The organism is Antarctobacter sp., assembly GCF_034670325.1.
Lineage (GTDB): Bacteria > Pseudomonadota > Alphaproteobacteria > Rhodobacterales > Rhodobacteraceae > Antarctobacter.
Map to the genome: position 1 here is coordinate 293,240 of NZ_JAXMNR010000001.1, position 25,911 is coordinate 319,150.

Here is a 25,911-nt window from a genome sequence, read left to right on the forward strand (position 1 = left end):
CACAAAATGCGCGGAAATCGAGGGAGTCTGTAGTCCATGTTTGCCATTTTTTCCAACCTCCGCAAGGCGCTGCGCCCAATGGCCGGTATTGTCGCGGCCCTCGCGCTGACGGCCTGCGACCCGTCGAGCCTGCCCGGTCTTGGTGGCGGCGGGGGCGGAGGCCCTCGGATCAATACCGGCAAACCGATCCCGGTCGCCCTTTTGGTGCCCCAAACGGACAGCGGCGCGGCCCCCATTGCCAAAGCTCTGGAGAACGCCGCGCGGCTCGCCATGGCGGACCTTGGCGATGCGGTGACCATCGACCTGCGCGTCTATGACACGGGCGGTCAGGCCCCCACGGCAGCCGCCGTGGCCCAGAAGGCGGTCGATGACGGCGCCAAGATCATCCTTGGCCCGCTGCGTGCCGACGCCGTGAACGCCGCTGGCCTTGCCGTAACCGACGAAAGCATCAACGTGCTGGGTTTCTCCAACAACCCGACCATTGCGGGCGGCAATGTGTTTATCCTTGGCGCGACCTTTGACAACACTGCCCTACGCATGGTTGATCACGCTCGCCGCAACGGCAAAAGCAAGCTGGTCATCCTGTATTCCGACGACGTGGCCGGCCAATTGGGCAAGCTGGCCATTGAAAAGGCCGCAACGTCAGCCGGGGTGCAGATCGTCGGCACGCAGCCTTACCAGCTTTCGATCGAAGGCGTGTCGAACGCCGCCAAGGCCGCCGGTCGTGTGGTCAATTCCGGTGCCGCCGACAGTATCTTTATCACCACCGACGCCACCAACGCTGCCATGCAGATGCTGCTGACACAATTGCCGGAGGCCGGTGTGACGGCGGACAAGGTCCAGTACCTTGGCCTGACCCGCTGGGACGTCCGCCCCGACCTCTTTGCCCTTCCCGGTGCCGACGGCGCGTGGTTCGCCCTGCCTGACACCCAGCGGCTTGCATCGTTCTCGGCCCGCTACAAGACGGCATATGGAACCGATCCGCACCCGCTTGCAGGTCTGGCGTACGACGGGATCAGCGCCATCGGCACACTTGCACTGGCGGGACGTGCGGACGCCCTGTCTACCACGGCGCTCACCTCGACTGGCTTTACCGGAACAGGCGGTGTATTCCGCTTGATGAATGATGGCACGAACCGGCGCGCGCTGGCGGTTGCCACGGTAAAAGACAAGCAGATGGTGATCCTTGACCCTGCCCCAAGCAACCTCTCCGGCAGCGGTTTCTGAGACAGAAACCCTCCCCGATAACCTGATTGCGCCCGCCGCCGAGATTTTTGACATCTCGGCGGTGCGCAGCGCGCTGTTTTCCGGCCTGCCCAAAAGCACGGCGGAAACGGATGTGCGCAAGCACACCGTCGCCACCCTGCGCGAAGCCCGCGACGCCGGGCGCGCCGCCGTGGCAGCGGCCTTTGCGCTGGAACCCTTCGGGGCGCGCCGGACCACTCGTGCGTATACCTGGATCACCGACTGCATCGTGCAGCTGTCCTTTGAGATCGCGACAGAGGTCCTGCACCGCCGCCCCAACCCGACAGAGGCAGAGCGCCTGTCGGTCCTGTCCGTTGGCGGCTATGGCCGGGGCGAGATGGCGCCCTATTCCGACGTCGATCTGCTGTTCCTGACCCCGTACAAGATCACCGCCTGGGCCGAGAGCGTCATTGAATCGATGCTCTACATTCTGTGGGATCTGCGTCTGAAGGTCGGCCACAGCTCGCGCACCGTGCGCGACTGCCTGCGGCTGGGGGGAGAAGACTTCACCATCCGCACCGCCATGCTGGAAAGCCGGTTTATCATCGGCGACCGGGGATTGGCCGACGACCTGGAAAAGACGCTGTGGAACGATTTGTTCAACGCCACGGCGCGGGAATTCGTCGAAGCGAAACTGGCGGAACGTGACGCCCGACACGACAAGCAGGGCCAGCGTTATATGGTCGAGCCCAACGTCAAAGAGGGCAAGGGCGGCCTGCGCGATCTGCAATCGCTGTTCTGGATCATCAAATACGTTCATCACACCGATGATGTGTCGCAACTGGTGACAGCCGGCGTTTTTCGTCCCGAGGAATACGAAACCTTCGTCCAGGCCGAGCGGTTTCTCTGGGCGGTGCGCTGTCACCTGCATCTGGCCGCAGGGCGCGCCAACGAACAACTCAGCTTTGACATGCAGGTCGAGGTGGCGGCGCGCATGGGCTACAACGACCGGGGCGGTCGTCGTGCGGTGGAATGGTTCATGCAGGACTATTTCCGCCATGCCACCGCCGTCGGCGATCTGACCCGCATCCTGCTGACCTCGCTTGAGGCCGACCACACCAAGGGCGCACCGCTGATCCAGCGGCTGTTCAACCGCCCGCCACAGACCAAACCGGGCTACCGCGTGGTGAACAACCGCCTTGCGATTGAGGACGACACGGTCTTTCTGTCGGACAAGCTGAACCTGTTGCGGCTGTTTGAGGAAGGTCTGCGCACTGGCCTGCTGATCCACCCCGACGCCATGCGACTGGTCAAGGCCAATCTGAACCTGATCGACACCGCGTTCCGCGAAGACGAAGAAGCGCGTCGGCTCTTTCTCGACCTTATGCTGAAACACGGAAATCCAGAACGGGCCCTGCGCCGGATGAACGAACTGGGCGTGCTGGCTGCCTTCATCCCGGAATTTGCGCCCATCGTGGCGATGATGCAGTTCAACATGTACCACCACTACACGGTGGACGAACATACCATCCAGTGCATCTGGAACCTGTCTGAGATCGAGCACGGCAACCTGACAGAGGAACTGCCGGTCGCCTCGACCATCCTGAAGGAAGGCATCAACCGCCGCGTTCTGTATGTGGCCTTGCTGCTGCACGACATTGGCAAGGGCCGGGATGAGGATCACTCGATCCTCGGCGCGCGCATCGCCCGCAGCGTCGCGCCCCGCCTTGGACTGAACAAGGCGGAAAGCGCCACGGTGGAATGGCTGGTGCGCTATCACCTGCTGATGTCCGACATGGCGCAGAAACGCGACATTGCCGACCCGCGCACCGTGCGCGACTTTGCCAAGGCGGTGCAAACGCGCGAGCGGCTGGACCTGCTCTGCGTGATGACGGTCTGCGACATTCGCGGTGTCGGCCCCGGCGTCTGGAACAACTGGAAGGCCGCGCTGATCCGCGCGCTTTACCGCCAGACCCGCCGCGCACTGGAAGGCGGGATGGAAGCGCTCAACCGTGAGAACCGCGGCACAGAGGCCCGCAAGGCCCTGCGCGAGGCGCTGTCGAATTGGGACAAGGACGCGCTGGCGACCGAAACCCGGCGCCACTACCCGCCGTACTGGCAGGGCCTGCATATCACCGCGCATGTGGTGTTCGCCAACCTGCTGCGCGATCTGCAGGAAGACGAGATCAGGATCGACATCCACCCGGATGAGGACCGCGACGCAACCCGTGTGTGCTTTGCCCTGCAGGACCACCCGGGCATCTTCTCGCGCCTCGCGGGCGCTCTGGCGCTTTCGGGGGCCAACATCGTCGATGCGCGGACATTCACCACCAAGGACGGCTATGCCACCGCCGCCTTCTGGATTCAGGACGCCGAGGGGTCACCCTATGAGGACACCCGCATCCCGCGCCTGCGCGAAACCATCCGCAAAACTCTGAAAGGTGAGGTTGTCACCCGTGAGGCGATCCGCCCCAAGGACAAGCTCAAGAAGCGCGAAAAAGCGTTCCGGGTGCCGACGCATATCACCTTCGACAACGACGGCTCCGAAATCTTTACCATCATCGAGGTGGACACCCGCGACCGTCCCGGCCTGCTGTATGACCTCACCCGGACACTGGCCAACCTGAACATCTACATCGCCTCTGCCGTCATCGCGACCTATGGCGAACAGGTGGTCGACACCTTCTATGTCAAGGACATGTTCGGGCTGAAACTGCACTCCAAGGTCAAGCGCGACCTGATCGAGAAAAAGCTGCGCGCCGCCATCGAGGAGGGCGCGGAACGGGCGCGGGACTGACGCGCGCGCCTTATTGGTCCAAAGGTGGGTCCAGAGTGATCAGGTCCTGGGTCGAGGTTTCGGTGATGCAATAGATCTCACCGTCGATCTCGATCCAGACCAGACGCGCGTGGGTGGCCGAATAGGGGTCCAGCCCGCGCAGCGCCTCGCCCATCAACACGCCCCCATTCCGCGTACTGTCCGGCAGCGTGAAATTCGGCACCTGATCGCGCAGCATCTCTGCCGGGTCCTGCGTCAGCAGTTCAATCGGCGACGCCTGAAACGGCGGACTGACCCCGATGATCTGATCGGGGTCAAAGCCCTGCATCAACAGCGCAGAACCGGGCATCCCGTGCCCCTCGGCGGCGACCTGTGTCCCGGCCAGCGCCAGCACTGCGCCAATTGCAATCCGTCTCATTCCCTGTCTCCCTGTGTCGGGCTCAATCGCCGCTGTCCGATTTGGCCGGGCCATCGCCTGCACCTGCCAGAGGCGGAGCCTCACGGACCGGGAACAGCCCGGTCAGCGAGCCTTTGGACGCCACCAGCATGACGCAGTCGAACGCCGACTCCTCTGCCCCCTGCGCTTTTGTGGAAAAATGCACCTTGCAGGTGGCATCCTTGACGTTCACCTGCGTCGGCAATCCGACAACCGTGCCGCCGTTCGATCTGGCGGCCAGTTTCTGCTCGGCATGGGCGATCTGGGCCTTCAACTGGTAATCGTCGCGGGCGGCGTAGACCGGGACGACCCGGCTGTCCTCGCCAATCAGCGCAAAAACCGGGTCCGGGGCCGCGACCGAAAAGGTCCACGGGTCCAATGTGTCGGATTTTTCGACCCGCTGCGCGTACAGCCCCCGCGTATCTATCGAAATCGTCGCGCCCGGTGTGATCTCCTGCGCGATGGGCACCACCGCGCGGCGCGACACATCCGCAGGCACGATCTCGATATGCGAGGCAAAGATCGGCAGCTTTCCGGTGTTCCGCAACAGCCCGTCCCGCTCTGTCATAAAGGCTGTCACGGTGAGGCTGGGAACGGTGAACAGCCGGTAATACCCGTCCAGCATTGGCTGCCAGACAAACAGCAGCGCGGAGGTCACAAAGCCCAGCAACGTGGCCACGGTGATCGTCTGCTTGGCGCGTTCAAAGACAACGTTTTGGCTCATATTGCAGGCCGTGCAGACCTTGGCCTCCTGCGCGGGCAGGGGATTGGAACACCATCTGCAAACCGGGGCGGCCATGAAATCCGTGATCCTCAATGCGCCTTGTCAATGGCAAGAGGATAGACAGACACCAAGAGGCTGGCAAGTTGCCCGTGTTTTTCCCGTCAAAGCTCAACCTAGAGCAGCTGGAAAAGTCCCCGCCCTGTCACCCGTCCCAGACTGCCAGTAACTGCGCCTCGCGGGCGCTATCCGCACCAATATCAAGGAAATCCATGGCTTCTGCCCGTGTCCGGAACACGCCGAACGCCCACGGGCTTTGGCCTTCTGTGATCGATTGGTACATACGCGACATGCCAAAGGCCACGTCTCCCGGCGCAAAGACCGAGGTCATTGAGGACAGGTCCCGCACCGAATAGTAGCCCTTCAACTGATAGGCGAGTCGCTGCATATCTTCGAAATAAGTGGTTTCCAGAGTACAGTCGGCCATGTCCAACAATACATGCTGCCTGCCGTCAAAGAGGGGATGCCGGGCGTAGTCCTTGAAAGAGGCAATATGCTCGGCGGTCGACACATCGCCCCGAAACCACGTCAGAACAAGGTTGGCGTCAGGCAAAACTTTGAAGGTGACAGGCACGGCAATGCCCTTTCCCGGCGGTATCAAGAGGACAATTTTCTCGACGCAGAACACCCGGTCGCCGGGAAAAGATCAATCACTCTTCGCCCATACGAAGTTGATCGCAGCCACCAAGGCCGCTTGCACTAAAGGAAAAGCGCGCCATTCTGGCCCCATGTCCGAAGTCCCGCAGTTCCTGATTCGTCGCCTTTGCCCTTGCGGGCAGCCCGGGGCCAAACACGCTGTCGGTCGCCGCCGTTGGCGCGGCTTTCGGGCGGCGGCGCGGGCTGCGCTACATGGCCGGCCTGACACTGGGCATGCTGGGGGTGATCGCGATTGTGGGCAGCGGCCTGTCGGCCTTGCTGCTGGCCCTGCCCGGCGTCGCCCCGGTGGTGACGGTCGCGGCGGCGGTCTATTTCCTTTGGCTCGCCTGGCGCATCGCCACCGCGCCGCCACTGGGCCTAGCCGATGCGCAAAGCCACCCTCCGCACTGGACCGAAGGTGCGCTGCTGTCACTGGTCAACCCCAAGGCCTATGCCGCCATGGCTGCCGTCTTTTCCGGTTTCACGCTGCTGGCCGGGACAACGGTCGGGGATGCGCTGGTTAAAACCGCCCTGCTGATGCTGACGATCCTGTGCGTCAACCTCGGCTGGCTCTTTGCTGGCAGCCTGCTGACCCGCCTTGCGCGCAACCCCCGCGCGGGGCGCGCCATCAACCTCGCTTTTGCCGGTGCGCTGTTGATCGCCGTGGCCGCCACAACCCTTGTCTGACCCGCCAATTGCCTCCCCTTCCGCCGTCACCCGCTTTGGGATAAGCGAGGCGGCAGAGCAGCAAGTGAGCCACCTATGAAACCCATCCGCCTTGTCGCCGGTGTCATGACCGTCGGTTTCTGGACCCTGATGAGCCGGGTTCTGGGCGTTGTGCGTGAAATCCTGATCCTTGGCCTAATCGGTCCGGGCCCGGTGATGGACGCCTTTGTCGCCGCCTTTCGCCTGCCCAACCTGTTCCGCCGTTTTTTCGCCGAAGGCGCATTCAACGCTGCCTTTGTGCCGCTGTTTTCCAAGAAATACGAAGGCGAAGAACACCCGATGGTCTTTGCCCGCGATGCCTTTAACGGGCTGGCGACGGTGCTCTTGGGCCTGACGGCCGTGGCGATGATCTTTATGCCCGCGCTGGTCTGGGCCACGGCGGGCGGCTTTTATGGCGACGCGCGCTTCGATCTGACCGTGGGCTATGGCCGCATCGTCTTTCCCTACATCCTGCTGATCTCACTCGCGGCGCTGTTTTCCGGGGCGCTGAACACCGCCGGTCATTTTGCCGCCGCCGCCGCCGCGCCGGTGCTGCTCAATATCCTTGTCTGCGCCTCGATGGCGCTGGGGGCCGCGCTGGGTCAGGACGTGATCTGGTGGTTGATCTGGGCGGTGCCGGTGGCGGGCGTGGCGCAACTGGCGCTGGTCTGGGTCGCCGCCGAGCGGTCCGGCCTGCGAATCCGCCCCGGCCTGCCGCGCTGGACGCCCGACATCAAAAAGCTGGTGGTGATCGCCGTTCCTGCCGCACTGGCGGGCGGCGTCATGCAAATCAACCTGCTGGTGGGCCAGCAGGTCGCCAGCCATTTCGATAAAGCAGTGGGCTGGCTTTATGCCGCCGACCGCCTGTACCAACTGCCGCTTGGCGTGGTCGGCATCGCTGTCGGCATCGTGCTGTTGCCCGACCTGTCCCGGCGGCTCAAGGCCGAGGATCACAACGGCGGGCGCGCCGCGTTTTCCCGCGCGGGCGAGTTGAGCCTTGCGCTGACCATCCCGTCGTCCGTGGCGCTGGTGGTGATCCCCCTGCCGATGGTGTCGGTGCTGTTCCAACGTGGCGCGACCACCGCCGCCGACAGCGCCGCAATCGCCACGGCGGTGGCGATCTACGGGCTGGGTCTGCCGTCTTTCGTGCTGCAAAAGGTGCTGCAACCGCTCTATTTCGCGCGTGAGGACACCCGCAGCCCGTTTCGCTACGCGGTCTGGGCCATGGTGGTCAACGCCACCATCGCCATCGGCCTGTCGCCCTTCCTCGGCTGGCTGGCCCCGGCCATCGCGACCACGGTGGCGGGCTGGATCATGGTTTGGCAACTGGCCCGCGGTGCCCGCAGCATGGGAGAGGTCGCGCGGTTCGACAGCCGCTTTCGCGACCGCCTGTGGCGCATCTGCGCCGCCTCGGTTGTGATGGGAGCGGCCCTCTGGGGGCTGAACCTGTTGCTTGCGCCGTGGCTGGCCGTGCCATACCTGCGCTTTGCCGTTCTGCTTGGCCTGATCGTTCTGGGCGCGATGGTCTACGGCATCGCCGGCCAAACACTGGGCGCCTTCCGCCTGTCCGAGGTCAAGGCCATGTTCAAACGGTCCCGCACATGACCACCCAAGCGTTACTCTCTGCCTCTGAGGCCGCCTCTGCGCTGGAACGGCTTGCCGCCACGGCCAAAGGCGAGTTGCTGCTGTGCCTGCCCCGGCTCTCGCCCACAACCGCCCTTGTCACACCCGACCTGCGCGATGGCGGGCTGGAGACATGGGCCGACCTGCTGGCGCTGCTGTCGCGGCGCGGACTGGACCTGCGTATTCTGATCGCAGACACCGATCCGCTGTTGTCGTCGGACAGGCACCGCGCCGCTTGGACCCATGCCTCGGGCTTTGCCGATGTCTTGCAGGGCGAGGCGCAACTGCTCTGCGCCGCCCATGGCCAGCGCGCCACGGGCCTGCGCGCCCATTTCCTGCGCCGCCACCTTGCACCCGCCCTGACCACGCTCAGGGCTGAGGACACGACCCGCCTGACCCCGGTGCAGCGCACAGTGCTGACCACTGGCCCAATCCCGCGCCCCGCCGACATCCCGCAGAGTTTCGCCGTCGCTGACGGGACACGCGCGGTGATCGGCGGGCCGGATCTGGGCACCAAAGTCCCAAATCTGCTGGCCCTTGCCATCGAGGACGCGGATTTCTGCGGCGCTTTGCGGGGGCAGTTCGCCGATACATGGACCGACGCCCGCAACAGCGCGGCCCCCAGCCTTGCTGCCCATGCGACCCCGATCAACTGCGCCACCAGACCGCAAAGTCGCGATGATCTGCGCCTACTGCGCACGCTGTCCCGTCCGCAAAAGGGCGTTGGCCCGCGCCCCCTTGCCGACGATGTAGAGGGCGCGCTGACCCGCCTGTTTGCCGCCGCCCGCCGCCGGGTCTTGATCCGCACGGCCGCCTTTCGCCACGACGGTCTGGCGCAGGCGCTGGCCGGGGCGGCAACATCGGACGGCCCCGAAGTGATGCTGCTGCTGCCGCCCACCACCACCGGAACATGGGACGACGACCACGCAGCCGCGCAACAGGCGGCCATCCTGCGCCAGCTACAGGCGGCCTATGGCGCGCGCCTGACAATTCTTTCCGACCCAACCGCAGACGGCAGCGCCACGCTTTGCCAAATTGATGACGTGACCCTGCTGGGCTCTGCCACGCTGACCCGCCGCGCCTGTCGCTGGAACACGGAGGCCGCCGTGCTGGCCCGCGATCCCGACCTTACAGAGGCGATCTACGCGCATGTCAGCAACACCTTTGGCGGTGGCGACAGGCTGGACGTCCCTGCCGCGAACCCCGGTCGCTCACGCCTGCCGGATGACTTGTTTTAGGGCACCTTGATCCGGCCCGCTTCAGCGTCGTCGAATACGCGCCATGACGCCCGCCGTCCCGCCCGGGGCCAAAACCACCGTCAAACCAAACCCCACGACGAATCCCGCAATATCGGCGATCCAGTCGTTGGTGCCGCCGAAAAAGACACCAAAGACCAGTTGCACCGCCAGCAGCATCCCAATCAGCGAAAACGCCCGGTACTGGTTCGCCCCGACCGTACCCAACCGCATCCACAGCAGAAAGGTGAACCCACCGATCAGCCCGTAGACCGATGGAAAGGCCCCGATCAGCCAAGGATCGTCGCTGATCAGCCCAAACGCCAGCGCCCCAACAATTCCCGACAGGAAAAAGATCGTCACAAAGGCAAGCGATCCCAGCGCCTCGGCCACGATCTTGCCCATCGCCAGCAGGATCACCATGGCAAACAGCGCATGACTGAAACTGGCGTGCAGAAACAAGTAGCTGACAAAGCGCACCAAAAGCTCGGGCGGGTATTGCCCGGTCTCCAGCATCCAGTCGAAGGCACGCCCTGAAAACCCGTAGGACTCGATCATCCCGGTCCGCCACCCAACCGCCCCCGGTCCACCGACAATCCCTTGACCGCCCAGCCAGAGCGCCAGTTCAAGTCCCGCCAAAACGAGGAACAGCGCGACCACCACAGGCGGCAGCGGGTTCACCGGGGCTTCGTTATGGGGGTGGGTCATGGTCTGCCTCTTCCTTGACGGTCTCCGGTCGCATGGGTAAGCCAGCCGCGCAGCAATATCCACACCCACGGGGAGTCCCCATGTCCGACGGCCAGCCCAACCCTGCCTTCACCCCGCGCGTCTTCTCGGGCATCCAGCCCTCGGGCGGGCTGACTCTGGGCAACTACCTTGGCGCGCTCAAGCGTTTTGCAGACAGTCAGGAACAAGGCATCCAGTCGATCTACTGCATGGTCGACATGCACGCGATCACGGTCTGGCAAGACCCCGAGGCGTTACGGCGCCAAACGCGAGAGCTGACCGCCGGGTTCATCGCATCGGGAGTCGACCCGGAAAAATCTATCCTGTTCAACCAGAGCCAAGTGGCCGAGCACGCCCAACTGGCGTGGATCTTCAACTGTGTCGCTCGCATGGGCTGGATGCAGCGCATGACCCAGTGGAAGGACAAGGCCGGCAAGAACACGCAGAATGCCTCGCTGGGCCTGTTGGCCTATCCCGCGCTTATGGCCGCCGACATCCTCGTGTACCACGCCACCCATGTGCCGGTGGGCGAGGATCAGAAACAGCACCTTGAACTGACCCGCGACATCGCGATCAAGTTCAACAACGACTACGGCGTCGATTTCTTCCCGATCACAGAACCGGTGATCGAGGGTGCGGCCACGCGCGTCATGTCGCTGCGCGACGGGTCCAAGAAGATGTCCAAATCTGATCCTTCGGACATGAGCCGCATCAACCTGACCGACGACGCCGACACCATCGCGCAGAAAATCCGCAAGGCCCGGACCGACCCCGAACCGCTGCCCGACACTGCCGAAGGTCTGAAAGACCGCCCCGAGGCGCGCAATCTGGTGAATATCTACGCCGCCCTAGCAGACCTGACCATCGATCAGGTCATCGCCGAACACGCGGGCCAGCAATTTGGCACCTTCAAGCCGTCGCTGGCGGATCTGGCGGTCGCCAAGCTAGAGCCGATCTCGACCGAGATGAAGCGACTGACTGCGGAACCCGATGAGATCGACGCCATCCTGCGCCGCGGATCAGAGCGCGCGCGTGAGATCGCCGCACCGATCCTGGCGAAGACCTACGAGATTGTGGGCTTGGTGCGCTGAGAGTTTAAGCCTGCGCATGTTGCACTGCCGGACCGGGGCTCTGCCCCGGACCCCGGGGTATTTTTACAGGGAAGAAGCCGGGGCCTGCGCAGCCCCTCTCGACCGGCCAATCCCTAACGGATCGTAAAAACGCCTCTGTAAGCCATTGATTTTACTTACATGGGCGCGTGTCCACGCGTGGACACCCTCAACGACCGGCCGCGATCCTCGCCGCTAGCCGCAAGGCATGGGACGGCTCTGTCGCCGCCACCGGCAGCACCGGATCATAGGCCGCCCGGATCACATCGGCGATGTCGGGCCGCAGGATCACTTGCCCGCCCCCGAACTGCGCCAGCGCCGACCGGTCGGCAAAAGCGGTATCCGACCACAGCAGGATCGTTTGCACCACCTGCCCCAAGGCCAGCGTCTCTGCGGGCAGTTTGGACAGGTCCGCGTCCATCCTGAGAAAGACAAAGCAGGCCTTGATTCCGCCATCCGGATCGAAGCGGAAAACCCGGTACTGGTTTGCCTTTGCCGCCTGCAGGCGTGCGACCAGAGGGTCCAGTCCCTCGATCATGCGTCCAAGGTCGGGCACCTCTAGCAGTTCGGCCCAGTTGCGAAAGAAAAAGACCATGACGTTGGCGCCCAGTTCCGGGTCCGTCTCTGCCATCTTGTGTCCTGCCAGCGCGCAGACCGCCTCAAACGCGCCTTTGATCACCTCCAGCGTCGCCTCTTCGACCCCAAAGACGATGGGCGACAGAGGGCGACCCCAGCGCGCGCAGAGATAGCTGCCGTCCGACCGCGTGAACAGATTTTCGATGTCCTCGGAGGTCAGGTTTTGTGCCATGTGGGATCGTCTTTCTTCAGCTTTGCATGGTCTGCCGCGCGGCAGGTCATCCGTCGAACAGCGTGCTCTGTCCCGGCGGCACCGGCGCGGCAAGGCCAAGGTGCGTCCACGCCTTCTGCGCCAGCATCCGCCCGCGCGGGGTACGGCTGATCAGCCCCTGCTGCAAGAGGTAGGGCTCTACCACCTCCTCCAGCGCGTCGCGGCTTTCGGACAGGGCCGCTGACAGGGTTTCGATGCCCACGGGGCCCCCGCCATAGTTCTCGGCCACCAATGTCAGATAGCGCCGGTCTGCGCCGTCGAGGCCAAGACTGTCCACCCCCAGCCGTGTCAGCGCGCTGTCGGCCAGCGCGCGGGTGACGACGCCGCCTGCCTCGACGATGGCGAAATCCACCACGCGGCGCAGCAGGCGTCCGGCAATCCGGGGTGTGCCCCGCGACCGCCGCGCGATTTCCAGCGCACCATCGCCCTCCATCCGGACGCCAAGTTTGACGGCGTTGCCTGTCACGATCGTCTCAAGTTCCGGGACGGTGTAGAAGTTCAGCCGGGTCGGGATGCCGAAACGGTCGCGCAGCGGGGTCGTGAGCAGGCCAAGGCGCGTTGTCGCGCCGACCAGCGTGAAAGGCTGCAGTTCGATCCGCACAGTGCGCGCCGCCGGTCCCTCGCCAATCACGAGGTCCAGTTCATAGTCCTCCATCGCCGGATAGAGCACCTCTTCGACGGCGGCGTTCAGGCGGTGGATTTCGTCGATGAACAGCACGTCGTTGCGTTCGAGGTTGGTCAGGATTGCCGCCAGATCGCCCGCCTTGGCCAGCACCGGGCCAGAGGTCATGCGAAAGCCGACGCCCAATTCGCGCGCCATGATCTGCGCCAGCGTCGTCTTGCCCAGACCGGGGGGACCGTGGAACAGGGTGTGATCCATCGCCTCGCCCCTCTGGCGGGCGCTCTGGATAAAGACGCGCAGGTTCGCGCGGGCTTCGGCCTGACCGATGAAATCGCCCAGCATCTGCGGACGCAGGGCGCGGTCACGGTCCTCTGGCAGCGGATCGGGGCGCAGGGTTGGGTCCGGGTCGGTCATGTCCATCCCTTACCCCTTCGGTGCCAGCAGCTTCAGCGCGGCGCGGATCAGCCCGGTAGTGTCTGCCTCGGGCGCGGCACCAGCGGCCTCTGCCACGGCTCCTGCGGCCTCTGAGGGGGCATAGCCAAGGTTGCCGAGGGCCGACAGCGCCTCTGCCTGCGCGCTGGCGGCGCGTGGTGGAGTTGGGGTAGCGGCAGGGGCGGTTTCGATCACTTCACTCGACGCGGCGGCGGGGGCCAAGCCCTGCGGTTCCGCCGTGCCCATCGCCATGATGGCGGGGGCCTTGTCCTTGAGTTCATTCACCACGCGTTGCGCCGTCTTGGGACCGATCCCGCGCGCCGCCTTGATCGCCGACCAGTCGCCCAGCGCCAGCGCGCGGCTGACCCCGTCCGGGCCCAGCGTACCAAGGATCGCCAGCGCCGCTTTAGCCCCCACGCCCTGCACCGACAGCAGCAGGCGAAACCATTCCTTTTCGATCAGCGTCGGAAAGCCGAAGAGTTGCAGCAGATCCTCACGCACCAGCAGGTCGGTGAACAGCGCCGCCGCCTCTCCTGCGCCGGGCAGGCCCGCGCGTACCCGGTCGCTGCAATAGACGACATAGCCGACGCCCTGAACGTCGATCAGCACGTGATCCTCACCATGATAGACGATCCGCCCCGCGATACGCCCGATCATGCCCGCACCTTCATCCGACGCGTCCCCATATGATGCGCATGGCAGATCGCAATCGCCAAGGCATCCGCCGCATCCGGCCCCGCCGGATTGGCGCCGGGCAATTGCAGACCCACCATATGTTCGACCTGATGCTTTTCGGCGTGGCCGACCCCCACCACGGTCTTCTTCACCGAGTTGGGCGCGTATTCCCCGATAGTCAGACCAAACTGCGCCGGCACCAGCAAGGCAATCGCCCGCGCCTGACCCAGTTTCAGCGTCCCGGCCCCGTCGCGGTTTACAAAGGTCTTTTCCACTGCCGCCTCATCAGGGGCCATCTCGCGCAAGACCTCTGTCAAAAGCACATGCAAATTGAGGAGCCGCTCTGCCAATTCGGTACCACCGGGCTTGCACAGCCCGTTTGCCACGTGCCTGAGTCGGCTGCCGTCTACCTCGATCACACCCCATCCGAGGGTGCGCAGCCCCGGGTCGATGCCCAATATCCGCATGGATGCCTACTGTTGTTGTTTTTCAGACACGGCTAGCACGAAACGCGAACAAACACCAAGGTTAAAGCACCGCCGACCGTTTGCGACACGGGCTGTTCCCGCACCGACACGCGCCATCTGATTACGTCACGCAATTGTCAGAAACCGACGCAGAATGCAGCGGTTTTTTGCTTAATTTTCAAGACGGTTAACCTGTCTTTTCGCCATGCAAAAATTGCATGAGACCCATGCATAAATTGCGGCTTGTTTGGGCGATTTGCTCAAACTAAGTGCGGTTTCAGAACGAAACACAATACAGACCCAAGGAGACCAGCGATGGCCGCAACCGACCTGACCCGCCCGTACGCCGCTTCGGGCTCCGCCGCACGTATCGGCAACATCTTTGCATCCGCGATCAGCGCTTTTGCAGTGTGGAACGATGCTCGCTTGACCCGTAACAGCCTCTCGGCCCTGACCGATCGTGAACTGGACGATATCGGCCTGCACCGTGGCGATATCGATAGCGTTTCCGGGCGCTAATCAACTCTCTACTCGTGTCGATCGAGCGGGATGACCCGGTCGACACAGTTGCCACTCACGGCAAAGCAAACGGCCGCGCTTCGCATGAAGCGCGGCCGTTTCGCATTCTAACAGTTGGTGTTCAGCCCATCCGTGGCGTGATGAATCCCGCCACCGCGCGCGTCACCGGATCGGCCTGCATGAACCAAGCTCCGGCCTTTTCATGGATGGCCCCCTGAGACAAATTATCGACGCTGCTGAGGTATTGGGTCTCGCCCAGCCATGCAAAGGCCAGAACCTTGAACGCCATAACCACCAAGACCAGCCGTAAAACCAGACGCAGGCCAATCCCGCTGAAATGTCGGTCCGGAACCTGTTCAATGATTCCGTTCCGGCTCATCCGGGTGACATAGCCCTTGGCCATGAGGATATGCTTGCGTCGCAGCGCCTGTTCGCGCTTGTGAAAACTTCTTTGGGCCTGATCCATGGCAGCCTCACCTAAAATCGGCCCCCACCGATTAAGACAAGTTTTAGCCAAACTTTACGGCAAGAATGTGGCAATTCAGCTAAAATTTGCCCCGAATGGTGCCGTTAACCCTTTGTTTACTGCTTTTTCTGGAGGGTGAGGGTGACCCATTCGCCAATCGTATCGCGGCGCAATTGAGGCATCCCTTGGGCCGTATAGACCTCGACCACCTCATCGGCCTGCCACGTCAGGATGCCCGACAGGATCGCATAGCCACCCGGTGCGATGTGGGTGGCCATATCGGGGGCAAGGTCGATCAGCGGCTGTTTCAGGATATTGGCAAACACCAGATCATAGGGAGCGCGGGCGTGCAGGTCCGGGTTGTCGAACCCGGCCGCCACCACGCAGGTCACCTTGTCGGACAGGTCATTGGCGCGCACATTGGCCTCTGCCACCTCGACGGCGACCTCGTCGATGTCGGAAGCGATAACCATGTCCGGCCAGAGGCGCGCGGCCCCCATCGCCAGAACCGCCGTACCACACCCGATGTCGGCGACATGCTTTCCGGTGAAACCCTCGGTCGCCAGTCGGTCCAGCGCTTCGAGGCAGCCCTGCGTGGTGCCGTGGTGGCCGGTGCCAAAGGCCATAGCGGCCTCGATCAGCAGCGGCTCTGCGCCCTCGGGGATCTTGTCGGCGTCATGGCTGCCGTAGACGAAAAAGCGCCCCGCTGCGACCGGCGTCAGTTCGCGCCGCACCTTGTCGACCCAATCAGTGTCCGGCACCTTGGACACGACAAAGGGCTTGGCCCCATAGGCCGCCGCCAGCAGCGCCAGCGCCACTTCGTCCGGCGCTTCGGTGAAATAACCGCCCACCTCGGAGGTGCCAGAGCCGTCCTCGATCTCGAACACGCCGACCCCCATGGGCTCCGGGTCCATCTCCTCGATCGCGAGGCCCAGCGCCTCGGCCTTATCCTTGTCGGCGAGCGTGGTGAAAGCGGTCCATGTCTTGGGCATTTTGGGGGTCCATTCGGGGAAAAAACGCCCTCGCTGTGGCACGAATGCCCGCCCACCGCAAGCCGCACAAGGGAGGGCGTGAAACCTGTCCCGGCGCGTGCTATCGGCAATACAAGCCATATGAAGATGCCATGCCCGCAGTCCTGCTTGTCCTTTTCTATCTCGGCCTGACCTGCGCGCCACTTGCGATGGCCGCGCTGCAGGGGCACGCACCGCGTCCGCTACGCGATGAACTGGCCAGCGGCGTCGCGCTGGCGGGGCTGGCTATTCTGTTGATGGAATTTGCCCTGTCGGGACGGTTCCGGGTGATCTCGGGGCGGATCGGCATGGATGTCACCATGCGCCTGCACCAATTACTGGCGCGCGCAGCGACGGTGATGATCCTTCTGCACCCCTATCTGTATTCCGGCCTGCAAAGCCTGCGCGCGGGCCTGACCCCGCCGGGCAGCGCGCCGCTCAACTTTGACTGGTCGGGCCTTTGGCCGGGGATCGTTGCATGGCTGCTGCTGGGCGCGCTGATGGTCATGGCGCTGGGACGCGACGGGTTGTACCGGCATGAGATGTGGCGCGCCATGCACGGGATCATGGCGCTGGTCATGACGGGTTTCGGCGTGCTGCACGCGACACGGGCCGGGCGCTACAGCGGCGATCCGGCGCTGGCGATGCTGTGGTGGGCGCTGTTCGGCGTCGCAGTGTTCTCACTGCTCTGGGTCTACGTGGTCAAACCCCTGATGAAGGCACGCCGCCCTTGGGTTGTCGGCGCCGTCACACGTCTGGCCGACCGCACTTGGGAATTGCGTTTGTCCCCCGAGGGCCATAAAGGCCTGCGCTACCTCCCCGGGCATTTCGCATGGATCAGCATCGGCAAACCCGCCGTCTCGCTGGATGAAAACCCGTTTTCCATCGCCTCCGCCCCGTCCGACGGCCCTGACCTGCGCTTTGTCATCAAGGAGCTTGGCGATTTCACCAACCGGCTTGGGGACATCAAACCGGGGGCACGTGCCTATGTCGACGCGCCCTTTGGATCGCTGACACTGAAACGGCACAAACACGCGGCGGGCGTCGCGCTGATCGCGGGTGGCGTGGGGATTGCGCCGATGCTGTCCCACTTGCGCCAGCTGGACGCCGACGCGGACCCGCGTCCCCGGCTGCTGGTCTACGCCAACCGGACAGAGGCGCAAATCGCCTGTCGTGAGGAACTAGACCAGCGCGCTGCACACGGTCCGCTGCGTGTCACCCATGTCCTGTCTGAACCACCCCCGGACTGGACCGGGGAGACCGGCTTTGTCACCGCCGAGATGATCCAGCGGCTGCTGGACGAGGAGGCGCTGCAAAGCTGGGTCTTTGTGCTCTGCGGTCCGCCACCCATGTTGCACGCTGTTGAAAAGGCGCTGATGGATCTTGGCGTCGCGCCGAAAAACATCCTGTTGGAGCAGTTCAGCTATGACTAGCCGAAACCGTATCTCGCGCGCCTTCTGGCTGCTGACAGCGGTTATCGTGTTGGCGATCCTTGCCTTTGCCCTGCGCGGCGCGCTTTAGCGCCGCCGCCAGCGGTTCGGGTCGCGCCATGCGCGCCGTTCGCGCAGGTTGACCTGCGGCAGCGGCCCGTCGCCGATTGAGCGCACATAGCGCCAGCCCAGTCCCCCGGCCACACCCCCCATACCCGCGCCCACCAGTGCCTGCGCATAAACAACGCCCTCCGCCGCGTATCCGGCCGTCAGCCAGACCGCCGCGGGCCATAGCAACAGCCCGTCGCGCAGCCAACTCAGGACAGAGGCCCAGAGCGGCCTGCCCAGCGTGTTGAAGGCGGCGTTCGACACGAACAGCAAACCGCCAAGGGTAAAGGACAGCGCGCCGAAATGGGTAAAGGCGCGCAGCACCGCGCTGCCGTCATCCGTCAGGCCAAAACCCGCTGCAATGTGCCCGGTCAGCGCCATCAGGATCAGCCAGACAACACCCGCATAACAGACACAGAACAGCGCGGCGTTCAGATAGGTCTGCCGCAACCGGTCGAACTGCCGCGCGCCAAAATTCTGACCAAAGATGCCGCCAATCGCCCCGGCGAGGGAGAACAGCCCGCCAAAGGCCACCACCGTCAGCCGGTTGACCACGGCCCAGGCCGCAACCGCATTGTCGCCATATGCCGCGATGAATCCGGTCAACAGGAAGTTCCCGAAAGGCGTCGCCATCTGCGTCACGATTGCGGGCACGGCCACCCGCAACAGCGCAGGGCCGTGGCGGACCAGCATGTCCAACGAGGGCCGCGCAAGCAAGGTATTCCGAAAGGCCACAAACCAGATCGCCAAACCCGCCATGATGCCACGAAAGATCCAGACGCTAAGCGCCGCTCCATCCAGCCCAAGGCCCATGGCGTAGATCAGCACTGGGTCCAGCGCCAGCATGATGAAACCGCCACCCATCGTGACCATCATCGCCTGCCGCGCCAGTCCGTCGGCCCGCAGCACCGCGCTGCCGGTCAGCCCAACGGCCATGATCGCAAGCGAGGGCATGGACAGCGCCACATAGCGCGCGGCCATGTCCAGCGCCACGCCGCTTGCGCCGACGCTGGCCAGCAGATCCCGCCGGAAGGCCACCACAATACCCGCCGTCACAGCCTGCACGAGAAAGGTCAGCACCATCCCCGCCGCGCCCTGTTCGCGCGCCAGCGCGCGTTCACCGCGCCCAATGCTGCGCGACACCAGCGCCGTGGTGGCAACCATCAGCCCGACACCGATCGAGACAGTAAAAAACTGGATGGCAAAGGCATAGCCGATGGCCGCCATCAGGATCGGCTGCCCCAGTTGTGACACCCAGAACAGGTTCGCCGCATCGACAATAAAGACAAAGGTGATCCCCGCCGCGCCGGTCAGGGTCATGCGCACCACATGGCCCAGCGTGGACCCGGTCAGGAAACGCCCATCCGCCTGCGTAGGGCTTGCCGCCACGCCTACTCCGCCGGGGCCGCCAAGACCCCGCCAAAGACCGTTTCATTGCCCGGTTCCGGGTGGCGCGGGATCATCATGGCCAGCGACAAGCTGACCAGCGCCATACCAGCGGCAAGGCCAAAGACCGCCCCCGGTGAAATCAGCCAGAGATAGCCCAGAAGGAAAGGCAGAAAGACCGCCGCGATATGGTTGATGGTAAAGGCCACGGCAGCGGTGGGGGCGATATCGCCGGGATCGGCGATCTTCTGGAAGTAGGTCTTGAGCGCCAGCGCCATGGCGAAAAACAGATGGTCGATCACATAAAGCGTAGCGGCCAGCACGACGCCCCAGCCGAACCAGTAGATGCCACCGTAAAGCAGGAACACCAACGTCAGCCCGATGTATTCAAAGATCAGCGTGTTCCGCTCTCCGAATTTGAACACCGCGCGGCCAAAGACCGGGCCGATCACCATGTTGGCCACAAGGTTGATCAGATACAGCGCAGTGACCTCATGCACCTCGAAGCCGAACCGCTCGACCATCATGAACCCGGCAAAGACCACAAATATCTGCCGCCGCGCGCCCGACATGAATTGTAGTGCGTAGTACAGCCAGTATCGGCGGCGCAGGATGAACTTTTTCACCTGCGGATTGGGGCTTTCGAATTGCGGATAGGCCAGTGCGGCAAAGGCCACGATGGCCAGCGTCAGACCACCCGAGACCATGTAGACAAAGTTGTAGGACAGGTCCCATGCCTCCCACGTCATCACGATGGCGATGTAGGCGATCAGCGTGGCCCCAGATCCGGCGGCGATCAGCCAGCCCAGCATCTGCGGCGCGCGGTCCTTGGGCAACCACTGCAACTGCAGGCTCTGGTTGACCGTCTCGTAATAGTGAAAGCCGATGGAACTGAGCAGCGTGATGAACAGCAGCCCGCCCATGCTGGGAAACAGCGCGGTCAGCCCGGTGGCCACACCCAGCAGCACCAGCGACACCAGCGCCAGAACCTGTTCGCGCATCACCAGCAAAACGACGATCACCCCGATGGCCAGAAAGCCGGGGATCTCGCGCACCGTATGCAGCAGGCCAATGTCCTTGCCATCGAAATTCGCCGCCTCGATGACAAAGTTGTTGAGCAATGCCGACCACGTGGCAAAGGACAACGGCATCGCGATCGCCATCAGCGTCAGCAAAGCCGCGGGACGCCGCCACAGCGGAAGCATGTGCGCGTCATTCAGGGAAACAGGAGCCATAAATTGGCCTTACGCCCAAATCGCAGAGTTGGCGAGACCCGCCTATTACGCATCCGCGCACAGAGCAGAGGCCGTTGACGCAATCGTCGTTGTCCAGGCAACGCCCGTTCTACACCGTTCCGCCCCATGATCTGCATCAAGGCAAGGCAATGCCTCTTTGGTGCATCACGCTGCGCAACACGCGCAAGGAGCTGCTGAGATGGATATCGTTCCCCTGATCGACCGCATCGGTGAGAACCCGACCTCGGCGCTGTTTGGCCTGATCACCGGGGTGATTTTTGGCGTCGCGGCACAACGCTCGCGTTTTTGCCTGCGCGCGGCCACGGTCGAATTCGCGCGCGGCATGATGCGGGACAAAGTGGCGGTCTGGTTGCTGACTTTTTCCACCGCCGTTGTCTGGGTGCAGGGCGCGCAACTGTTGGGTCTGCTGGATACCTCGGACGCACGGATGATGGCGGTGCCGGGCAGTTGGTCCGGCGCGATCATCGGCGGGTTGCTGTTTGGCGCGGGCATGGTGCTGGCGCGCGGCTGTTCGGGCCGCTTGCTGGTGCTGGCGGCGACGGGCAACCTGCGGTCGGTCGTCTCTGGCCTGATCTTTGCCGTGGTGGCGCAAATGTCGCTGACCGGCTGGCTGTCACCCCTCCGCGATAAACTGGCCGCTTTGTGGATCACATCGGGCGGGCGCAACATGGACTTGCTGGCCGCCGCCCACCTGCCGCGTGAGGCAGGTCTGGTGATCGGCCTCATGATCGCGCTGCTCGCGCTGGAACTCAGCCGCCGCAACCGCATCGGCTTTGCGCGCCTCGTCTTTGCCTCCGGCGTCGGGTTTGCCGCCGCCGTGGGCTATGGCCTGACATATGCCCTCAGCCAAGTCGCGTTTGAGCCGGTGCAGATCGAAAGCCTGACCTTTACCGGCCCCTCGGCCAACACGCTGATGTTCTTCCTCGACCGCACTTCGGTGCTGGAATTCGACATCGGGCTGGTGCCGGGCGTGGTGCTGGGGTCGTTCCTTGCCGCTGCCGCAACCCGCGAGTTGAAGTTTCAGGGCTTTGACGGCCCGACGCCCATGCGCAACGCCATGATCGGCGCAGTCCTGATGGGCTTCGGCGGGATGCTGGCGGGCGGTTGCGCCATCGGCGCGGGCGTGTCCGGCGGGTCGATCTTTGCAGGCACCGCATGGCTGGCGCTGTTCTGCATGTGGATCGGCGGGATGAGCATGGACGCCATCCTTGGTGGGCGGGGACAACCCGCCCACGTCTGAGCGCGTTACATTGCCCGCACGGTATCTATCATCAACTGCACGTTCTCGGGGTCCGCATCCGGCGTGATCCCGTGTCCAAGGTTGAAGATATGCGGCCCCTTGCGGAACGCCTGCACCACGCGCTGCGTTTCCGCGACCAGCGCGTCGCCGCCCGTGACCATGTGCGACGAGGCAAGGTTGCCCTGCACGCAGCCCGACACCTGCACATGTTCCGCCGCCCATTCCGGCGTCACGCTGTCATCCACCGCAACGCAATCCGCGCCCGTCGCCTGATGAAAGCCGATGTATTTGTCACCCGCCTGACGCGGGAAGGCGATGACCGGCAGGCCCGGGTGCCGCCGCTTGAGTTCCTGCGTGATGATGCGGGCCGGTTCCAACGCGTAGCGGTCAAAATCCTCACCCTTGAGCGATCCGGCCCAACTGTCGAACAGTTTGACCACCTCGGCCCCCGCCTTCACCTGTTCGGACAGGTAGTCAATCGTCGCCTCTGTCAGCCGGTCGATGATCTTTTCGAACAGCGCGCGGTTCTCTGCCTTCAGCGCATGGGCCGGTCCCTGATCCTTGGTCCCCTGCCCCGCGATCATGTAGGTCGCCACGGTCCACGGCGCGCCCGCAAAGCCGATCAGCGTCGTCTCGGACGGCAGCGCCCCCGACAGATTGCGGACTGTCTGGTAAATCGGGTTCAGCGTGTCGTGGATCATCTCACCCCGGCCCAGCTTGTCGAAATCCGCGTCCGAGGTGATGGTCGACAAACGCGGTCCTTCGCCGGTGACAAACCAAAGGTCCATGCCCAGCGCCTGCGGCAGCAGCAGGATGTCGGCAAACAGGATCGCCGCGTCGAACCCGTACCGTCGGATCGGCTGCAATGTCACCTCTGTCGCCAGCTCCGGGTTGTAGCACAGCGACAGGAAATCCCCCGCCTCGGCCCGCGTCGCCTTGTACTCGGGCAAATAGCGCCCCGCCTGACGCATCATCCAGATCGGCGGTGTCGGCAGCGTCTCGCCCGCAAGGGCCCGCAGGATCGTCTTGGTCATTCGGGTCGCTCCTCAAATTCGTTTGTCTTGGTCCAATGCAGGCCCGCCGGTGTCAAGCAGCCTTGCCCACCTGCGGCCAAACCGGGCGCGCATGACGCATCCCAAGCCCGTCAAATCCCGTTTCCTTTCCCGCCGCGCCGCGCTAACCCTTGCCCATGACCGATCTGCCCACACCCCAATCCCCGCTGAAACTCGGCACCCGCGGCTCTCCGCTGGCGCTGGCTCAGGCCCATGAAACCCGTGACCGTCTGGCCACTGCCTTTGGCCTGCCGCTTGACGCGTTCGAGATCGTGGTGATCAAGACCACCGGCGACGACCGCAGCATGATCGACGCCGACCGCCCGTTGAAAGAGATCGGCAACAAGGGCCTGTTCACCAAAGAGATCGAAGAGGCGATGCTGGCGGGCCGGATCGACATCGCGGTGCATTCGATGAAGGACATGCCGACGGAACAGCCCGCCGGTCTGGTGCTGGACTGCTACCTGCCGCGTGAGGACGTGCGCGATGCGTTCATCTGTCCCGACGCGGATAGCCTGCATGACCTGCCGCAGGGTGCGGTTGTCGGCACCTCGTCCCTGCGCCGCCGCGCGCAACTGCTGCACCGCCGCCCTGACCTGCAAGTGGTGGAGTTTCGTGGCAACCTGCAAACCCGCTTGAAGAAACTGAACGACGGCGTCGCGCGCGCCACCTTCCTTGCCTGCGCAGGCCTGAACCGGCTGGGCATGACACATGTGCCGCAAAGCGCCATCTCACCGGACGACATGCTGCCCGCCGTGGCGCAGGGTGCCATCGGCATCGAACGCCGCGCCGACGACAGCCGCGCCCAAGAGATGCTGGCCGCGATCCACGATGCGCCCACCGCTTTGCGGCTGGCCGCCGAACGCGCCTTCCTCGCGGCCCTTGATGGCTCTTGCGAAACCCCCATCGCAGCCCTTGCTGAACAGACCGGCGATACTCTGCGCCTGCGTGGTGAGATCCTGAAAACCGATGGCTCTGCGGCCTATGCCGGTGAAATCACCGGCCCCGTCGATACCGGGGCAGAGATGGGCCGAACCCTTGCCGCCGACCTTCTGGCGCAGGCCGGTCCCGGTTTCTTCACCCACTGATCCGCGCCTCTCACCACTGTGATAGGAACGCCGACCGATTCGTGCTACCTTTTGACGCATAAGCGCGTCTGACCGGTCCGGCCGTCGCCGCGCGATGGCCCCTTGTCCGGTTGGCGCCTTCCCACGCCATAAGGAGAGGACGCATGACACAGACAATCGGGAACCCCGGCAGCTGGCTGGCGCAGGCCTTTGGGCTTGCCGGTCGCCACGCGGCACGATCAACGCAAAACCTCGGCGGGGTCGAGGTCGCCGCCCCGCCGCGCATCCGCGAACTCACCGCAGAGGACCTGCGAGAGGCGCTGGAGGCGGGCTGGCGCGACTTTCAGGCCTGCCGGTCTGACGTCATGTTCCTTGTCCTGCTCTATCCGATCATCGGGCTTGTCCTTGCGGTCTCGGCGCACCATTGGTCGCTGATACCGCTGATCTTTCCGATGATCGCAGGCTTTGCCCTGCTCGGCCCGGTCACTGCCGTCGGCGTGTATGAGATCAGCCGCCGCCGCGAAGAGGGCGAAGACATCGGTTGGCTGGGCGCGCTCAAGGTGCTGGAAGGGCCGCGTTTTGCCTCCATCGTCGTGATGGGGCTCTACCTTGCAGCGATCTTCTGCCTCTGGCTCATGGTGGCGGCGCATCTCTATGGAGTAACTCTTGGGCCGGACATGCCCGCCTCACCCGGGGCGTTCATCGACAGTCTCATGACAGGACCCGGACTGACAATGATCCTTCTGGGCTGCGGCATCGGCGGCATCTTTGCCCTGACGGTACTCGCCACCAGCGTGGTGTCCTTTCCGCTGCTGCTGGACCGCCGCGTGGGACTGCCGATGGCGGTCCAGACCTCGCTCCGTGTGACGCGCCAGAACCCCAAGGTGATCCTGACATGGGGGGCCATCGTGACCGCCGGTCTGGTGCTGGGCAGCCTGCCGATGCTGCTTGGACTGGTGATCGTCCTGCCGGTACTCGGCCACGCCACATGGCACCTCTACCGCCGCGCGGTCGTGTAATCAATCAACCGGGCGCGGCCGAAAGTCCGGCACCGCGCCCAGCTTCTTCTTGGTAAAAATACTCTGGCGGTGCAACCGCAGGCAGCTGGGGGCATGCCCCCGCTACACGCCCACTTTCAAAACGATCTTCCCGATATGACCAGAGCTTTCCATGCGGGCATGGGCGGCGCCTGCCTCTTCAAACGGGAACTCGCTGTCCATGACCGGGGCCACAAGGCCGGCATCCAGCAGGGGCCAGACCTGCGCGCGCAGTGCGTCCGCGATGCGCGCCTTGGCCAGATCGCTCTGCGGACGCAGAGTGCTACCGGTGATGGTCAGCCGCCGCATCATCACCTGTGCAAAGTTCAGCTCTACCTTCGGCCCCTGCAAAAACGCGATCTGCACTAGCCGTCCGTCATCGGTCAGGGCCTTGACGTTGCGCGGCAGATACTCGCCCCCCACCATATCAAGGATCAGATTGGCCCCACCAGCCGCGCGCAGCACCTCGACGAAATCCTCTTCGCGGTAGTTGATCGCCTGTTCTGCTCCCAGATCGCGGCAGGCCTGACACTTGGCCTCGGACCCGGCGGTGGCAAAGACCCGCGCGCCGAAATGGCTGGCCAATTGGATCGCCGTTGTGCCGATGCCGCTGGACCCGCCATGTACTAGGAATCGCTCCCCCGCTTGCAATCCGCCGCGCTGGAACACGTTCGACCAGACGGTGAAAAACGTCTCTGGCAGGCAAGCGGCCTCTTTCAGCCCCATGCCCTTGGGCACCGGCAGGCAATGCGCGGCGGGGGTTGCGACATATTCCGCATACCCGCCCCCGGGCAGCAGCGCGCAAACCGGATCGCCCAGCGACAGACCGTCCACACCGGCGCCGAGTGCGACCACCTCTCCCGAGGCTTCAAGCCCCGGCAAGTCAGAGGCTCCGGGCGGCGGCGCATAGCTGCCCGCGCGTTGCAGCGCGTCGGGGCGATTGACCCCGGCATAGGCGACCTTGATGACCACCTGCCCGGCGGCAGGCTGCGGCACGGGCCGCGTTGTCGGTTTCAGAACCTCCGGGCCGCCCGGCTCGGTGATCTCGATGGCGCGCATGGTGTCGGACATGGTCAGGCCTCCCT

24 protein-coding genes and 1 pseudogene are annotated in these 25,911 nt (G+C 64.1%); 11 read left to right on the forward strand and 14 right to left on the reverse strand.

Going from position 1 to position 25,911, the window contains the following annotated elements:
* Positions 1-36: 36 nt before the first annotated feature.
* Together VOI21_RS01485 and VOI21_RS01490 are read left to right on the forward strand one after the other, a co-directional pair.
* On the forward strand, positions 37-1,227 hold the full coding sequence (locus VOI21_RS01485; protein WP_323766986.1) for a penicillin-binding protein activator: 1,191 nt from the start codon (positions 37-39) through the stop codon (positions 1,225-1,227).
* Positions 1,187-3,982, forward strand: coding sequence for a [protein-PII] uridylyltransferase (locus VOI21_RS01490; protein WP_323766988.1), 2,796 nt, complete (start codon positions 1,187-1,189; stop codon positions 3,980-3,982). Before VOI21_RS01485 ends, VOI21_RS01490 begins: the two co-directional genes overlap by 41 nt.
* A 10-nt stretch (positions 3,983-3,992) precedes the next feature.
* On the opposite strand, the gene VOI21_RS01495 is transcribed toward VOI21_RS01490, so the two are convergent.
* The 3 genes from VOI21_RS01495 to VOI21_RS01505 all read right to left on the reverse strand — a co-directional run bounded on the left by VOI21_RS01495 (position 3,993) and on the right by VOI21_RS01505 (position 5,752).
* On the reverse strand, positions 3,993-4,379 hold the full coding sequence (locus VOI21_RS01495; RefSeq protein ID WP_323766990.1) for a hypothetical protein: 387 nt from the start codon (positions 4,377-4,379) through the stop codon (positions 3,993-3,995).
* Positions 4,380-4,401: 22 nt separating this feature from the next.
* On the reverse strand, positions 4,402-5,121 hold the full coding sequence (locus VOI21_RS01500; protein ID WP_323766992.1) for a hypothetical protein: 720 nt from the start codon (positions 5,119-5,121) through the stop codon (positions 4,402-4,404).
* A gap of 202 nt (positions 5,122-5,323) precedes the next feature.
* Positions 5,324-5,752 (reverse strand): hypothetical protein, encoded by a 429-nt coding sequence (locus VOI21_RS01505; RefSeq protein WP_323766994.1) that lies wholly within the window; start codon positions 5,750-5,752, stop codon positions 5,324-5,326.
* Between the two features lie 206 nt (positions 5,753-5,958).
* On the opposite strand from VOI21_RS01505, the pseudogene VOI21_RS01510 reads away from it, so the two are divergent.
* From VOI21_RS01510 to VOI21_RS01520, 3 genes and pseudogenes are all read left to right on the forward strand, one after another.
* A pseudogene (locus VOI21_RS01510) lies at positions 5,959-6,501 on the forward strand (LysE family translocator); the annotation flags it as partial.
* Positions 6,502-6,576: 75 nt separating this feature from the next.
* Entirely contained in the window at positions 6,577-8,124 is a 1,548-nt protein-coding gene (gene murJ, locus VOI21_RS01515) for a murein biosynthesis integral membrane protein MurJ (protein ID WP_323766996.1), read from the forward strand.
* Positions 8,121-9,380, forward strand: a complete 1,260-nt coding sequence (locus tag VOI21_RS01520; RefSeq protein ID WP_323766998.1) for a phospholipase D-like domain-containing protein — start codon at positions 8,121-8,123, stop codon at positions 9,378-9,380. Before murJ ends, VOI21_RS01520 begins: the two co-directional genes overlap by 4 nt.
* A gap of 21 nt (positions 9,381-9,401) precedes the next feature.
* Here VOI21_RS01520 and VOI21_RS01525 read toward each other — a convergent pair whose 3' ends face one another.
* Complete coding sequence (locus VOI21_RS01525) at positions 9,402-10,085, reverse strand: rhomboid family intramembrane serine protease (RefSeq protein WP_323767000.1); 684 nt, start codon at positions 10,083-10,085, stop codon at positions 9,402-9,404.
* 80 nt (positions 10,086-10,165) lie between these two features.
* Between VOI21_RS01525 and trpS the strand changes: the two genes are divergently transcribed.
* Positions 10,166-11,194 carry a tryptophan--tRNA ligase gene (gene trpS / locus VOI21_RS01530; RefSeq protein ID WP_323767002.1) on the forward strand — a complete coding sequence of 343 codons (1,029 nt, stop codon included), beginning with the start codon at positions 10,166-10,168 and terminating at the stop codon, positions 11,192-11,194.
* 187 nt (positions 11,195-11,381) lie between these two features.
* Here the strand turns inward: trpS and VOI21_RS01535 are convergent, their stop codons facing one another.
* The 4 genes from VOI21_RS01535 to ruvC are packed head-to-tail and all read right to left on the reverse strand — an operon-like array spanning position 11,382 to position 14,255.
* Complete coding sequence (locus VOI21_RS01535; protein ID WP_416358945.1) at positions 11,382-12,020, reverse strand: hypothetical protein; 639 nt, start codon at positions 12,018-12,020, stop codon at positions 11,382-11,384.
* Positions 12,021-12,066: 46 nt separating this feature from the next.
* Complete coding sequence (ruvB, locus tag VOI21_RS01540; protein WP_323767004.1) at positions 12,067-13,095, reverse strand: Holliday junction branch migration DNA helicase RuvB; 1,029 nt, start codon at positions 13,093-13,095, stop codon at positions 12,067-12,069.
* A 9-nt stretch (positions 13,096-13,104) separates the two neighbouring features.
* Positions 13,105-13,770: a Holliday junction branch migration protein RuvA gene (ruvA, locus tag VOI21_RS01545; RefSeq protein ID WP_323767005.1), complete on the reverse strand. Its 666-nt coding sequence runs from the start codon at positions 13,768-13,770 to the stop codon at positions 13,105-13,107.
* On the reverse strand, positions 13,767-14,255 hold the full coding sequence (ruvC, locus tag VOI21_RS01550) for a crossover junction endodeoxyribonuclease RuvC (protein WP_323767007.1): 489 nt from the start codon (positions 14,253-14,255) through the stop codon (positions 13,767-13,769). Before ruvC ends, ruvA begins: the two co-directional genes overlap by 4 nt.
* Positions 14,256-14,570: 315 nt before the next feature.
* Between ruvC and VOI21_RS01555 the strand changes: the two genes are divergently transcribed.
* A complete protein-coding gene (locus VOI21_RS01555) occupies positions 14,571-14,774 on the forward strand; it encodes a DUF1127 domain-containing protein (protein WP_323767009.1) in 204 nt (67 codons plus the stop codon).
* A 121-nt stretch (positions 14,775-14,895) separates the two neighbouring features.
* Here VOI21_RS01555 and VOI21_RS01560 read toward each other — a convergent pair whose 3' ends face one another.
* Both VOI21_RS01560 and VOI21_RS01565 read right to left on the reverse strand, forming a co-directional pair.
* On the reverse strand, positions 14,896-15,240 hold the full coding sequence (locus VOI21_RS01560) for a hypothetical protein (protein ID WP_323767011.1): 345 nt from the start codon (positions 15,238-15,240) through the stop codon (positions 14,896-14,898).
* Between the two features lie 116 nt (positions 15,241-15,356).
* A complete protein-coding gene (locus VOI21_RS01565) occupies positions 15,357-16,232 on the reverse strand; it encodes a 50S ribosomal protein L11 methyltransferase (RefSeq protein WP_323767013.1) in 876 nt (291 codons plus the stop codon).
* 131 nt (positions 16,233-16,363) lie between these two features.
* Here VOI21_RS01565 and VOI21_RS01570 point away from each other — a divergent pair, with 131 nt between their 5' ends.
* Positions 16,364-17,683, forward strand: coding sequence for a ferredoxin reductase family protein (locus VOI21_RS01570; protein ID WP_323767015.1), 1,320 nt, complete (start codon positions 16,364-16,366; stop codon positions 17,681-17,683).
* Between the two features lie 84 nt (positions 17,684-17,767).
* Here VOI21_RS01570 and VOI21_RS01575 read toward each other — a convergent pair whose 3' ends face one another.
* Entirely contained in the window at positions 17,768-19,177 is a 1,410-nt protein-coding gene (locus VOI21_RS01575) for an MATE family efflux transporter (RefSeq protein ID WP_323767017.1), read from the reverse strand.
* Between the two features lie 2 nt (positions 19,178-19,179).
* Positions 19,180-20,409: an MFS transporter gene (locus tag VOI21_RS01580; RefSeq protein WP_323767019.1), complete on the reverse strand. Its 1,230-nt coding sequence runs from the start codon at positions 20,407-20,409 to the stop codon at positions 19,180-19,182.
* Between the two features lie 199 nt (positions 20,410-20,608).
* Here VOI21_RS01580 and VOI21_RS01585 point away from each other — a divergent pair, with 199 nt between their 5' ends.
* Positions 20,609-21,670, forward strand: a complete 1,062-nt coding sequence (locus tag VOI21_RS01585) for a YeeE/YedE family protein (protein WP_323767021.1) — start codon at positions 20,609-20,611, stop codon at positions 21,668-21,670.
* Between the two features lie 5 nt (positions 21,671-21,675).
* Here VOI21_RS01585 and hemE read toward each other — a convergent pair whose 3' ends face one another.
* A complete protein-coding gene (gene hemE / locus VOI21_RS01590; RefSeq protein WP_323767022.1) occupies positions 21,676-22,704 on the reverse strand; it encodes a uroporphyrinogen decarboxylase in 1,029 nt (342 codons plus the stop codon).
* Positions 22,705-22,859: 155 nt separating this feature from the next.
* Between hemE and hemC the strand changes: the two genes are divergently transcribed.
* Both hemC and VOI21_RS01600 read left to right on the forward strand, forming a co-directional pair.
* Positions 22,860-23,810, forward strand: a complete 951-nt coding sequence (hemC, locus tag VOI21_RS01595) for a hydroxymethylbilane synthase (RefSeq protein ID WP_323767024.1) — start codon at positions 22,860-22,862, stop codon at positions 23,808-23,810.
* Positions 23,811-23,953: 143 nt separating this feature from the next.
* On the forward strand, positions 23,954-24,808 hold the full coding sequence (locus tag VOI21_RS01600; protein WP_323767026.1) for a DUF2189 domain-containing protein: 855 nt from the start codon (positions 23,954-23,956) through the stop codon (positions 24,806-24,808).
* Between the two features lie 102 nt (positions 24,809-24,910).
* On the opposite strand, the gene VOI21_RS01605 is transcribed toward VOI21_RS01600, so the two are convergent.
* Positions 24,911-25,897, reverse strand: coding sequence for an NAD(P)H-quinone oxidoreductase (locus VOI21_RS01605; RefSeq protein WP_323767028.1), 987 nt, complete (start codon positions 25,895-25,897; stop codon positions 24,911-24,913).
* Positions 25,898-25,911 lie beyond the last annotated feature (14 nt).